Origin of the sequence: Solihabitans fulvus (genome assembly GCF_008386585.1) — a bacterium.
Taxonomy (GTDB): domain Bacteria; phylum Actinomycetota; class Actinomycetes; order Mycobacteriales; family Pseudonocardiaceae; genus Solihabitans; species Solihabitans fulvus.
In genome coordinates this window covers 1-12,132 of sequence record NZ_VUOB01000062.1, presented here as the reverse complement: position 1 = coordinate 12,132, position 12,132 = coordinate 1, and the positions used below count along the sequence as shown (strand labels likewise).

Sequence of the window (12,132 nt, the reverse complement as noted above, 5' to 3'; positions counted from 1 at the left end):
ATGCGTCGAACACTGACCTATCTGGACGCGGTGCGGCTGCTCGGCCGGGACGACAGCGCGTTCCTCGACCTGGTGGATCGCCTGTCCGGGATGGCGTTGCTGGCCACCGGCAACCTCCACCTGCTCGGCGCCCGCACGGAACTGGTCCGGCTCGGCCGGACCGTGCTCGGCTCCCTGAAGGAACGGGTCAGCGGACTCAAACGCCACGACCGCACGCAACGCCTCGAAGCGGCGCACGCGATCGTCGTCGTCACCGCGTTCTTCGAGGCGCTCGCCGAGGCGGAGCTCCCCTTCGACGTGGCTGACCTCGAGCTCACCGTCCCGGACAAGCTCGCCATGGCCCGCCCCGACGGACCGCCCCGCGCGTCGATGATCAACCTGCCGTCGATCCTGCTCGGCCACCGGCTGCCGATGCCCGTGCCGACCGTGCCCTACGAGCGGGTGGTCGCGGAGCTGTCGTCGTACTACGAGGGCGTCGCGCTCGACTTCTGCGATCTGCTGACCGGCCTCGCGGTCTGGGACCAGCTGACCGAACGCGACCGCGACCGAGTCAGGGAGGCGGCGCGCGGGCCAGTCCCTGCCGCGGCCGTGCGGCGCTACGAGGAGCACTATCGGCGACTCGCGGTGGACTGCCCGGAGTTCTTCGTCTGGGCCAGCATGCAGGACCACGCCGGCACCCGAGCACTCCTGTCCGACCTAGAGGCAAACGTTTGCGGCGGCCTTGCCGGGCTCTACGAGCAGCTGGACCTCCAGAACACCGCCCTGACCGGCATGCGCGACCTCCTGCGCGGCGTCGCCGGCGTCGACATCCTGGACGATCGCAGGCAACGCCTGGCGCGGGCGTACCGGGCGACGCTCGACAAGCCCATCGTCGAGACCGGCGACGCGCCGGGCGGCCTGGTCGTGCCGCCCCTCGGCGCGGGCTACGTGGACCCGCAGTGCCGCGTCGGCGTCGTGACCGCCGGGGACGACCCGAGCCAGGACTCCTGGTGGGAGCCGATGCCCCGCCGCGCGGACCTCCAGGGCCTGCTCGCCGGCCACTTCACCTCGTCACAGGCCACCGAGGCGCCCCTGGTGGTGCTCGGCCAGCCCGGCTCCGGCAAGTCCGTGCTCACCCGCATGCTCGCCGCCCAACTGCCGGCAGGCGACTTCCTCCCCGTCCGCGTCGTGCTGCGCGACGTGCCCGCCGACGTCGACCTCCAGGACCAGATCGAGCACGCGATCCGGGCAGCGACCGGCGAACGGCTCTCCTGGCCCGACCTGGCCCGCTCCGCCGGGCAGGCGGTGCCCGTGGTCCTCCTGGACGGCTTCGACGAGCTGTTGCAGGCCACCGGCGTCAACCAGTCCGACTACCTGACCAGGATCCAGGCGTTCCAACGACGCGAGGCCGACCAGGACCGGCCCGTCGTCGTGGTGGTGACCAGCAGGACGGCGGTGGCCAACCGGGCGCGTTTCCCCGATGGCACAACGGTTCTCCGGCTGGAGCCGTTCGGCGAGGAGCACGTGTCACGCTGGCTGGACGTCTGGAACCGGGCGAACGCGGGCTACTTCGCCGCACACGGCCTCTCCCCGCTGTCCGCGCAGGCCGCCCTGGCCCACCCCGACCTCGCGCAGCAACCCCTGCTGCTGATGATGTTGGCGCTGTACGACGCGTCCGGCAACGCCCTCCAGTCCTCGGGCGGCAGCCTGGCCAAGGCGGAGCTGTACGAGCGCCTGCTCGACCGCTTCGCCCGCAGAGAGATCGAGAAGGACCGCACGGACCTCCCGCCGGAACTGATCACGGAGGCCGTGGAACGAGAGCTGTACCGGCTGTCGGTCGTCGCGTTCGCCATGTTCAACCGAGGCGCCCAGTGGGTCACCGAGACGGACCTCAACGCGGACCTGCCCGTGTTGCTCAAGGACCGCGCCCCGACCCCCGAGTCGGGGCTGCGCGCGCCGCTGACGGCCGCCCAGATCGTGGTGGGCAGGTTCTTCTTCGTGCACGAGGCCCGGGCCGCCAGGGACGACCAACGGCTGCACACCTACGAGTTCCTGCACGCCACCTTCGGCGAGTACCTCGTGGCGCGCCTGATGCACAGGGCGCTGCACCGCATGGTGCTCGCCAAGGCCGCGGCCGGCGCGTCCCCGTTCGACCACGACCCGGTCGACGACCGCCTGCTGCACGCCCTGCTCTCCTTCACCCCGCTCAGCGTGTCCACCGCAACCCTGGGTTTCCTCGGCGAGCTGTTCGACGGCTTCACCGAGCCGCACCAGAGGTTGCTCTCCGCGCTGCTGCGCCAACTCCTGACCAGGGCGCGCTACCCCCGCGACGACCGCGGCCTCGACCGTTACGAACCCCGTCCGCTGACCCTGCCCGCCCGCATCGCCTCCTACACCTCGAACCTCGTGCTGCTGGCGGTCCTGATCGGCCGGGAAACCCTGGCCAGCACGCTGTTCGGGCCGGAAGATCCCATTGCCGCGTGGCGCCGCGAGGCCCTCCTGTGGCGCTCGCAGTTCACCCCGGACGAATGGCGGAGCGTCGTAGGTTGCCTTGCCCCGCAACGTATTCATAAAGACGGCACTCGCGATCTGTGCCTGAGGCTGGACGATGGAACGTTCGAAACACCGTTGGTCGGTACGCAATGGTCGCTGCTTAGCCGTGTTCGCTTACGAGGCGTGCAACGCCAGAACTACTTCATGTGTGACGCCGAGGAAGATCTGGCCAACGACACCCTCGAGCCGCTGGTTCATGCCTTGGAACCGGCCTATCGTCTGCTCTTCAGCAAAGGGGCGGGCGAGGAGCGGTCCCTGGCGAATGTCCTGCTGACCGCCTGGCTTGCGCCAGCCCGGCGAGCGCCCCTGGACGAGCGCGTGTCCCTCTATCGGCGGCTGGTGTCGCTCGACGCCGGCCCGGGCCGGCACGACTGCGTGAACCTGGCATTGGAGTTGCTGCTGCGCGACTCGGGGCTGCCGGCGGACTCGGTGCTAGACGTACTGCACTCCATTGGGCCGATTCTTTCGCGGCTGCGCAAGGACCTGGTGACGGACTGCGCGTTGAAGGCACTGGGCAGCAGCGAGAGCGGCGACAACGCGGTCATGGTGCTGCTGGGGGCGGTTCTCTTTGACCCGACTCGTGAACGCGATCCGCTGATGCTGCTGCGCGCCTGGGTAGGTGTGGCGGAACACGGACGTAGTGAAGCCGCGAAGGAAGAAGTCCCCGACTTCGACGACCCAGTGCAGTTCCTGACCTCCACCATCGACCTCGCCGCAGTCGCGGCCACCGAGCCAAGCCTGGTCCGGCGCGCACGGTGGGCCGCGACCGATCTCGGCATCGCCGACCTGGTGACCTGGCCAGCAGGGTGTTGACGGCGGCAGGGTGTTGACGGCGGCAGGGCCGACCCGGAGGGGGGATGGGCCGACCCTGCCGGTCAGTTCCGGTCAGCCCAGGTCGTAGCTGCCGAGCTTCGCCGCCACCAGGAACGTGGTCAGCCGCTCTGCCGCAAAGACCAGTGTCGGACCAGAGGGGTTCTTGCTGTCACGGACGGCTGTGTGTGGGGGAAGGGTAGCCAGCTCAACACAACCGCCGGTTCCGTTTCCACCGCTGCCGCCGCTGCGACTGCTCTTACGCCAGTTGGCGCGGGAGAGATCCGGTTGCATCCCGCGCCTCCTCTCGTTCGTCACGCATACTCCGAAAGCACACTTGCAATCAGGTTGATCGACTCGCCCGGGTCGAGCGCAGCCGTGGTGAGCATCCCAAACCGCAGCGTGCACCTTCGGATCTGGTCCAGCTCTTCCAGGTAGAAACTTCCGGGTGGTCCTTCGAAGTACACGATGTCGCGAACCGGCTCCGGCAGGGTGAGCAGCGTGAACGGGCCTTCCATACCAGGGTGGAGACCCGCCTTGAACGGGAGGACCTGGAGCGTGACGTTGCGCTGCTTCTCCAACTCCAGCAGGCGTTCCAGCTGACCGCGCATCACCCGTCTGGGGCTGACCGACCGACGCAGCACGGCCTCGTCGAGGATGACGTGGTACTGCAACGCTTCCTCGCCTTCGAGAATGTGTTGCCGCACCATGCGAGCGGCGACCCGGTTCTCCAACACGTCGGGGGAGGTCGGCTCGCCCGAGCGCATCAGCGATCGCGAGTAGTCCGAGGTCTGCACGAGGCCGGGCACCAGAAGCGGCTCGAACTGGCGGATCATCAGCGCGCCCTGTTCGAGGCCGACGAGCGGCTGGGTCTCGCCGGGCAGCTGGTACTTGACCCACCAACCCTTCTGGTTGGCCTTGCGGGCCATATCCACCAACAGTTCCCGGAGTTGCCGGTCCGCACCGCAGACCTGCGCGATCAGGTCGATCTCGACCGGCTTCATGCGCTTGGCTTCGCGGGTCTCGATTCGATGCAGCTTGGACTTGGACCACGCGTGCGACTTGGGCGCCCGCTGCTTGAGCAGATCGACGGCCTGGTCGAGCGTGAAACCCGCGTCGTCGCGCAGCTGCCGCAGCATTCGGGCCAGCTGCCAGTGCTGCACCGTCGGGCTGTCCTGCCGGCTCACGGTGTACCTCCGATTGACGTGCTGCCGGCACACTACGCGATCATGTGGATACGCACAGTTAATCAAATCGGGTGAACAACGGGATTCCCGCTGTTCAAACCTGGGAATTCCACTCAGGATGACTGCTGTTCCGGCAGGCTAGCGGCATCGAGGTGGGGCATGGACGAGGGCTGGGAGCTCGACCCCGTTGACCGGCAGCTCCGACACTGGGGCGGCGTGCCGTGGTGGCTCGCGCGCCTGCCGGTGCGCTGGCACCGCTGCCACTCCAGGACCCACGACCTCCGCACCGACGCCTACTGGTGCGCGTGCGGCGCGTCCACCGACCAGAACCGTCGGTGGTGCAACAGAAACAGCCGACGCGCGGGCTTCCTGCCCGGCGTAGCTGGCCCGGCCGATCTCGGAACGCCCCCGACCTTCCGAGCCCGGTCGTCGGCGGGTGACGACACCACCAACCCCTCCCCGGTGTCGTCGCCCGCCAACCCAACAGCCCGCCTCCGCGTCCGCCCCTGATGGGCGCGGCCGCGCGAGGCCGTTCCGGCGACCCGCGCGTGCCACCCGCCCACTCCCAGAACCTGGCCCCGACGCCGCTGGCGATCCGGTCGCCGAGCGCGCGGGGACCGGGGCCACCCCGGTTCCCCGCACCAGCCCCGGTTTCCACGCCAGCCGCGACCTTCCGCACCAGCCCCGGTTCCCGCACCAGCCCCGGTTCCCGCAGCCGCACGCTTCCCGCGCCAGCCCCTTCCCGCGCGAGCCCCGGTTGCCGCAGCCGCACCAGTTCCTGCGCCAGCCCGCTTCCCGCGCCAGCCCCAGTTGCCTGCGCCCGCCCGGAGTCCCCGCGCCCACTCCGATTCCTCGTGCCCGTCCCGGCTCCTCCTCGCCCCGCGACTCCCGACCGCGCCCCGCGACTCCTGACCGCGCTCCGCGACTTCCGACCGCGCTCCGCGACTCCCGACCTTCGCTCCGGTCCCGTCAGGCGATCGAGCCGTACCGCCCCTGGAACCGCACCAGCGGGGCGGAACTCTCCGTGTGCTGCACCTCAACGGGCTCCCCGACCAGCGCGATGTGATCGCCGACCGCGATCCGCCGCGTCGTCCGGCACCGCAGCCGCAGCGGCGCGTCCAGCAGTTGCGGCACGCCGTCGACGTCCGGCTCCCAGCGCGTCGCCGGACCGAAACGATCGGACCCGGTGCGCGCGAACAGATCCGACAACGCGGTCTGGCCGGCGTGCAGCAGGTGCACGGCGAACAGCGGCGCGCTGCGCAGCACCGGCCACGCCGAGGCGTTCTCGCCGATCCACACCACGATCAGCGGCGGCGTCATGCTCGCCGAGGTGAAGGAGCTGACCGTCACCCCGACCGGACCGTTCGCGCCGGTCGCCGTCACGATCGTCACCGCCTGCGGATGATCGCGCAGCGCCGAGCGGAGCTGGGCGGACAGCTCCGCGAACGGAGCCTTCGTCTGCTCTGGCACCAGTTGTTCGGTCACTGACCGACCCCCACCTTCTCCGTAGACCCGGCATCCGAGGTCAGCGCGCTCAACGCGGCCGAGGTGCCCGCGCCGTCCAACTGCTCGACGAGCGACGCCGCGAGCGCGTCCAGGTCTCCGCCGAGCACTGATTCGTTGAGGAAGACGCCGCGGCCCGGCACGATCGCGCCGAGCTCGACCAGCAGCGGACGCAGGTGCAGTTCCACCGCGAGCGCGTGCCGGTCAGAAGCCGCCACCAGCAACGGAACCGCGACCGTGCCGGTCAACCAGCCGCCGGGCGCCTGGTCGAGCACGGCCTTGAGCAGTCCGGTGTAGGTGGCCTTGTAGGTGGGTGAGGCGACCACGAGCACGTCGGCCGTGGCGAGTTCGGCCAGCGCGGCCCGCACCCGATCGCCGCCGGGCGCGAACACCTCGGCGGCGAGTTCGGCGGCGTCCACCAGCGGGCCGTCCTCGGCCACCCGCCGACCGCGCTCGGACAGCGATTGCCGGACGGCCGCACGCAGCGCGAGCGCCGCGTTGAGGGTCCGTGATGCCGGTCGTGGGTTGCCGACGAGGACTCCCACCACCACTGGTTCTGACACTGTTCGCTCCTTGTCGCCTCAGCTGGTTTCGGAGGTGCGCCACGAAGTCGCGTTTGGTGATCGCTCGAACACAGCTGACGGCCGCGAGGCTGGAACTACTGACGCACCGATACGGGGTTCAGTGATAGTTACGACAGCGGCAGCAGCAAACCCGCGCGAAGTCGACGCAACGGCGTCGAGTCAGCAGCGCGGAGTGTGTCACGACATCGAGCATGGAAAGCCCGGACCGCCCAGTCAACACCGGTCCAAGGCATGGAACGTCGGACGTCGGGCCGTTGACTGCACTGTCGCCGACCCCGCTGTCGCCTACCCTGCAAGGAAGGCAGGTCAGGGAGGCGTCATGCTCGGTTCCGCGCAGATCGTCGCGTTCGTGCCGGCCACGGACCTGGAGCGTTCGCGGGAGTTCTACGAGAACGTGCTGGGGTTGCGGGTCACTGAGGTGACCGCGTTCGCCTGCGTGCTGACGGCGGGCGGTGTCACCGTGCGAATCACCCAGGTGGACCAACTGCGGCCGCAGCCGTTCACCGTGCTCGGGTGGGTGGTCTCCGACATCGAGGCGACCGCGGTCGAGCTGGTCGCCCGCAACGTGCGGTTCGCCCGGTACGACGGAATGTCGCAGGACGCGCACGGCGTGTGGACCACCCCAAGCGGCGATCGCGTCGCGTGGTTCACCGACCCGGACGGGAACGTCCTGTCGCTGACGCAACTGACCTGACGAGGCTCAACGCAGCCCCTTCGCCGGCCCAGCCCCATCCGGCCCAATCCCATCCGCCCGAGTCCCATCCGGCGGAGGTTCCACCCGAGGGCGCCGGGCGACGAAGTCGGCGGCTATGTCAGCGAACGTCACCCACCGCACGCCGGCATGGCCCCCGATGTACTCGATGAGCCGTTCGTGCATCAGCAGCACCTGCGGGCGTCCGGAGACATCCGGGTGGATCGTCATGGTGAATACCGCGTAGTCGGATTCGCGATACACCCAGTCAAACTGGTCCCGCCACATCTGCTCGACGTCGCGGGGATTGACGAAGCCGTGGCTGTTGGGGCTGGACTTGATGAACATCATCGGTGGCAGGTCGTCCAGGTGCCAGTTCGCTGGAATCTCCACCAGGTCGGTTTCCGCGCCGCGCACCAGAGGCCGCATCCACTCGCGGGCCGGCTTCGCGTAGTCGACCTTCGTCCAGGTGTCGCCCGTGCGCACGTAGTACGGCTCGAAGTCGCGGTGCATCAGCGAGTGGTCGTAACGGATCTGCCGCTGGAGCAACAGTTCCGCCGTGATGGCGCTGAATTCCCACCACGGCGCGACATACCCACTCGGCCGCCGCCCGGAGCGCGCGGTGATCAGCTCGACGCAGTGGTCAAGCACGTCGAGTTCCTGCTGGTGACTCATCGCCAGGGGATTCTCGTGGCTGTAGCCGTGCACGCCGATCTCGTGGCCAGCGGCGACGCACGCGTCGAACTCGGCGGGAAAGGTCTCGACCGAGTGGCCCGGCCAGAAGAACGTCTGGGTCAACCCGTTGCGGCGAAACAACTCCAGCAAACGCGGCACGCCAACCTCGCCGGCGAACATGCCCCGCGAGATGTCGTCGGGCGAGTCCTCCCCGCCGTAGGAGCCGAGCCACCCGCCGACCGCGTCGACGTCGACCCCGTAGGCGACAAAGATCTCCTTGACCACGCGCCAGAGCCTAGGAGACCGCCGCTGACGCCCGCCCGCCCTGACACCCGGGGAGCTGACCGGGCGGCGTGACACCCCGCCAACCCGATCACATCCCTTCGTGCCACTGACGGCGCCCCACTCACCTGACGCTCGCCACCCGCCACCCGCCACCCGCCACCCGCCACCCGCCACCTGCCACCCGCCACCGGTCGCCTGCCACCGGTCGCCTGCCACCGGTCGCCTGCCACCGGTCGCCGGTCGCCGGTCGCCTGACGCGGGTCGCCTGACGCGGTCGCCTGACGCCGGCCACCTGACGCCGGCCACCTGACGCCGGCCGCCTGACGCTGGTCAGCTCCGGTCCCCGGCCCGCCCAGCCTCCCACTCGGCCTGGTCGGTGAGCGTCACGCCGGCGCCGAACACGGTCCTGTCAAACGCTTCCACTGCAGTGCCGCTCGCCACCCGCCTCGGCCAGTCGGCGTGCGTGAGCGCGCCCCGCGCGAGGGCGATCAGGTCGGCGTGCCCATCCCGCAGCACCGACGCGGCCCGTTCCACGTCGTGCATGCCGCCGTTGGCGATTACCGGCAGCCCGGTGACGGTGCGGGCGAGCCGGGTGACTGTCTCTCCGCTGTCCAGGGTCGCGGTCTCCAACCAGTCCCGACCCTCACTGGCCAGATGCAGGTAGCTGGCCCCGGCGTCCGCGACCGCACGGAAGATCACCTCCGCCTCGCCGTGCCCGCCCGGCCAGCGGTAGTCCAGGTCGTTGACCTTGGTCTGGGACAGCCGGATCCCGACGGGGTAGTCGGGCCCGACCTCGGCGCGGATCGCCAGTAGAACCTGCGTGGCCAACCGCACCCGCCCGTGGACGTCGCCGCCGTAGGAATCGGTGCGCAGGTTGGTGTACGTCGTGAGGAACTGGTCGATCAGGTACCCGTTCGCGCCGTGCACCTCGACACCGTCGAACCCCGCCTCCCTCGCGAGAACCGCCGACGTCGCGAAACCGCCCACCGCCTCGTCGATGTCCCCCTGCGTCGCGGCGACCGGCACCGCGAACGGGCCGGTGCCGCCGTACGGCGCCATCTTCTCGCGGAGCGGGCGCACGGAGGACGGCCCGATCGTGCTGTCGCGGTGGTGGTTGTGCTGCGACAACGCGCCCGCGTGCATCAGCTGGAGCACGATGCGCCCGCCGGCCGCGTGCACGGCGTCGGTCACCGCGCGCCAACTGTCGACCTGCTCGGCGGTCACGATCGCCGGCTGGTTCGGGTACGCCTGGCTGAACGCGTGGTCGGTGTAGGTGCCCTCGGTGATGAGCAGGCCGAACCCGCCGGCGGCGAACCGCTCGTAGTAGGCGGACATCTCGGCCGTAGGCACGCCGTCGCCCGAGGTACTGACGCGAGACATCGGCGCGACGGCCACACGGTTCGCCAGGCTGAGCGGTCCGATGCGGACGGCGGACAGAACGGGATGAACCTGGGCCTGGACCTCGGTCTGGTGCGTGGCGGCGGTGAGTGTCATACGCCCATTCGACCCAACCACCTCCACCATTTCAATGGACGATCATCCACCATCGACGCCAAATAGTGGATGATCACCCACATGATGCTGCGGCAGCTACTTGACCGAGCCGAACTCGGGCTCCGGGTGGTGGTGTCCACGGCCGGTCTCGACCGGGAGATCCGCTGGGTGCACCCCACCGAGCTGCCCGACCCAGGACGCTACCTCGGCCAGAGCGAACTGGTCCTCACCAACGGCCTGTGGTGCACCGACCTGGCCAGCGCCGAGGTGTTCCTGGCGCGACTGGTCGACGCCGGCGCCGCAGGACTGGTCTTCGGGCTCACCGAGCAGACGCCCGCCGCGCCCGCACACCTGGTGACGGCGTGCGAGCGGCTCGGCGTGCCGCTGCTCACGCTGCCCATCGAGATCCCGTTCACCTCGGTCACCCAGGCCGTCGCCACGGCCAAGGCGGAGCTGCGCCAACGCGCCCTGCTGGACGTCGTGACCCGAGGGAACGCGCTGGCCGCCGCCGTCGCCGCCGGCGCGGGACTCGACGGCGTGCTGACGGTGCTGGCCAGGGGACGGCGCGTGCCAGTCGCGCTCGTCGACCGGCAGGGACAACGGCTCAGCGCCGTCTTCGGTGGCCTGTCCGAGTCCGATGCGCGCGCAGGCGCGGCGGTGCTCGATGAGGTGGGAACCGGCCGACCCGTGACGCTCGAATCGGGACCCGCCACGGTGTTCGCGGTGCCTGACGTCGGCCCACCCGAGTTCGCTGTCGTCTACGGCAGCGCCGAGACGGACATCGACGAGGCGGAGCGTGCCGCGATCGAGCAGACGCTGCTGTTCGTCAGCGTTGAGGTCGCCCGCCGCCGCGCGGCCCGCGCCATCGAGCTGCGGTTCGCCGGCGAGATCATCGACATGGCGCTCAGCGGCCACCGCCGCGCCGAGGAACTACGCGGACGCCTGCGCTCGTTCGGCGTCGACGCGGACGGGCCGCTCGCGGTCTTCGCGATGACCGTGCACGACGTCGAGTCGGTGGTCGACACTGCGGTGCCCACCGTCGCGACCGACTTCTTCACCCGCGAAGGCCGGCCCGCCGTGGTGCCGGCCGGCAGCAGCGACGCGATCGCGATCGTCGGACTGTCGGCCGCCAGCGACCCCGTGACCGATCCACCCGCACTCGCGCACCGGCTGGCGGAGGCGCTGGCCGGCCGGCTCGCCGGACGACGGGTCGCGGTCGGAGTCGGTCGAGTGGTCGACGGCCCCACCGCACTTCGCCGTGGTCTGCTGGAGGCGCGCGAAGCCCTCCGCACCGCAGGCATGCGGCGCGGACCAGTGGCTGTGGCGACCTTCGCCGAGGCAGGCTCCCACCGGCTTCTCCTGGCGTTGCTGGATGCCGACACCAGAAGAGACTTCGCCGACGCCGTCCTCGGCCGGGTACGGGAACACGATCGCCACCACCGCAGCGACCTGATGCGCAGCCTCGCCGCCTACCTGGACAACGGAGCAAGCTGGTCGCGCGCCGCCGCCCACCTACACGTGCACGTCAACACACTGCGCAACCGCCTGACCAAACTGGAGGAACTCGCCGGCCGCGACCTCCAGTGCAGCGGCGACCTGGTCGACCTGCACCTGGCGCTCCAGATCGAGCACGACGCCCGCTGACCCAAAGCACCAGAGCCGCTCCCGCTCCACTACTCCCGCTCGCCGCTCGCCGCTCCCACCTCACCCCGCCGTTCCCTCCTCGCTCTCTCGGCCCTCCGCCCCCGCTCCGCCCCAGGCTCCCTCCTCGCTCTCCTCGCTCTCCTCGCTCTCCTCGCTCGCCGCCTCCTCCCGTTCCGATCTCCTGCCCTGCTCCGATCTCCTGCTCCGCTCCGGTCCGCCTCACGCCGGTCTGCGCCGACCCACGCTGCTCCGGCCGCCCCGCCACCCGCCCCCGCCCGCAGTTCCGCCGCGCGGTGCCCGCGCAGCTCCGCTGCGCGGTGCCTGTCCGCGTCGCGCCGCTTCGCGTGCCGCGCCGTGGTGCCGCACGGCGCTCTGCCGTGCACCGCGCCGCACCGCCCAGCGCTGCGCCGCACCGCCAGCGCTGCACCGCACCGCACCGCTCTGCGCCGCGCCGCACGCGCCACGCCGCTCTGCGCGCTCCATGGAGTCGACTGTGGCCGGCACGCCCTTGCCGGCCCAGCGCCCAGCGTCCTGCGCCCAGTGCCTGGTGCGACGGCCTCGCAGACGGCCGAGTGATGCGCCGCCAGGCGTTTCATCCGTTATATGCGATACGGGCCTTTCTCTGATGGTTCACCCGGCGGTTGCCGGGCGTTGGTCGCATGCATGCGTGCGCATTGCCTACTTGTTCGTCCCACTCACCCGTTTTAGTACGGCAACCGCACTGTGT

At 70.4% G+C, this 12,132-nt stretch carries 10 protein-coding genes; 4 read left to right on the top strand and 6 right to left on the bottom strand.

The genetic code is table 11. From position 1 onward, the window contains the following. A complete protein-coding gene (locus F0L68_RS30630; protein WP_149853337.1) occupies positions 1-3,345 on the top strand; it encodes an NACHT domain-containing protein in 3,345 nt (1,114 codons plus the stop codon). A 72-nt stretch (positions 3,346-3,417) separates the two neighbouring features. Here F0L68_RS30630 and F0L68_RS30625 read toward each other — a convergent pair whose 3' ends face one another. Both F0L68_RS30625 and F0L68_RS30620 read right to left on the bottom strand, forming a co-directional pair. Further along, positions 3,418-3,636, bottom strand: coding sequence for a DUF397 domain-containing protein (locus tag F0L68_RS30625; protein ID WP_149853336.1), 219 nt, complete (start codon positions 3,634-3,636; stop codon positions 3,418-3,420). Between the two features lie 20 nt (positions 3,637-3,656). After that, positions 3,657-4,529 (bottom strand): helix-turn-helix domain-containing protein, encoded by an 873-nt coding sequence (locus F0L68_RS30620; RefSeq protein ID WP_149853335.1) that lies wholly within the window; start codon positions 4,527-4,529, stop codon positions 3,657-3,659. 159 nt (positions 4,530-4,688) lie between these two features. Here F0L68_RS30620 and F0L68_RS30615 point away from each other — a divergent pair, with 159 nt between their 5' ends. Then, positions 4,689-5,039: a hypothetical protein gene (locus F0L68_RS30615; protein ID WP_149853334.1), complete on the top strand. Its 351-nt coding sequence runs from the start codon at positions 4,689-4,691 to the stop codon at positions 5,037-5,039. Positions 5,040-5,498: 459 nt separating this feature from the next. Here the strand turns inward: F0L68_RS30615 and F0L68_RS30605 are convergent, their stop codons facing one another. Together F0L68_RS30605 and F0L68_RS30600 are read right to left on the bottom strand one after the other, a co-directional pair. Beyond that, a complete protein-coding gene (locus tag F0L68_RS30605; protein ID WP_223199274.1) occupies positions 5,499-6,014 on the bottom strand; it encodes a flavin reductase family protein in 516 nt (171 codons plus the stop codon). Further along, positions 6,011-6,595 (bottom strand): NADPH-dependent FMN reductase, encoded by a 585-nt coding sequence (locus F0L68_RS30600; protein ID WP_240543021.1) that lies wholly within the window; start codon positions 6,593-6,595, stop codon positions 6,011-6,013. Before F0L68_RS30600 ends, F0L68_RS30605 begins: the two co-directional genes overlap by 4 nt. A gap of 340 nt (positions 6,596-6,935) precedes the next feature. On the opposite strand from F0L68_RS30600, the gene F0L68_RS30595 reads away from it, so the two are divergent. Beyond that, entirely contained in the window at positions 6,936-7,310 is a 375-nt protein-coding gene (locus F0L68_RS30595; RefSeq protein WP_149853333.1) for a VOC family protein, read from the top strand. 6 nt (positions 7,311-7,316) lie between these two features. Here F0L68_RS30595 and F0L68_RS30590 read toward each other — a convergent pair whose 3' ends face one another. Together F0L68_RS30590 and F0L68_RS30585 are read right to left on the bottom strand one after the other, a co-directional pair. Beyond that, positions 7,317-8,267 (bottom strand): polysaccharide deacetylase family protein, encoded by a 951-nt coding sequence (locus F0L68_RS30590; RefSeq protein ID WP_149853332.1) that lies wholly within the window; start codon positions 8,265-8,267, stop codon positions 7,317-7,319. A 330-nt stretch (positions 8,268-8,597) separates the two neighbouring features. Further along, positions 8,598-9,761: an oxidoreductase gene (locus tag F0L68_RS30585; RefSeq protein ID WP_149853331.1), complete on the bottom strand. Its 1,164-nt coding sequence runs from the start codon at positions 9,759-9,761 to the stop codon at positions 8,598-8,600. 69 nt (positions 9,762-9,830) lie between these two features. Here F0L68_RS30585 and F0L68_RS30580 point away from each other — a divergent pair, with 69 nt between their 5' ends. Beyond that, the gene (locus F0L68_RS30580) at positions 9,831-11,405 is read left to right on the top strand and encodes a PucR family transcriptional regulator (RefSeq protein ID WP_149853330.1); all 1,575 of its coding nucleotides are present in this window, start codon (positions 9,831-9,833) and stop codon (positions 11,403-11,405) included. Positions 11,406-12,132 lie beyond the last annotated feature (727 nt).

Excerpts from the sequence above, each read along its gene's own strand:
- F0L68_RS30630 (WP_149853337.1), top strand. The coding sequence starts at position 1 with ATGCGTCGAACACTGACCTATCTGGACGCGGTGCGGCTGCTCGGCCGG.
- F0L68_RS30625 (WP_149853336.1), bottom strand. The coding sequence starts at position 3,636 with ATGCAACCGGATCTCTCCCGCGCCAACTGGCGTAAGAGCAGTCGCAGC.
- F0L68_RS30615 (WP_149853334.1), top strand. The coding sequence starts at position 4,689 with ATGGACGAGGGCTGGGAGCTCGACCCCGTTGACCGGCAGCTCCGACAC.
- F0L68_RS30595 (WP_149853333.1), top strand. The coding sequence starts at position 6,936 with ATGCTCGGTTCCGCGCAGATCGTCGCGTTCGTGCCGGCCACGGACCTG.
- F0L68_RS30585 (WP_149853331.1), bottom strand. The coding sequence starts at position 9,761 with ATGACACTCACCGCCGCCACGCACCAGACCGAGGTCCAGGCCCAGGTT.
- F0L68_RS30580 (WP_149853330.1), top strand. The coding sequence starts at position 9,831 with ATGATCACCCACATGATGCTGCGGCAGCTACTTGACCGAGCCGAACTC.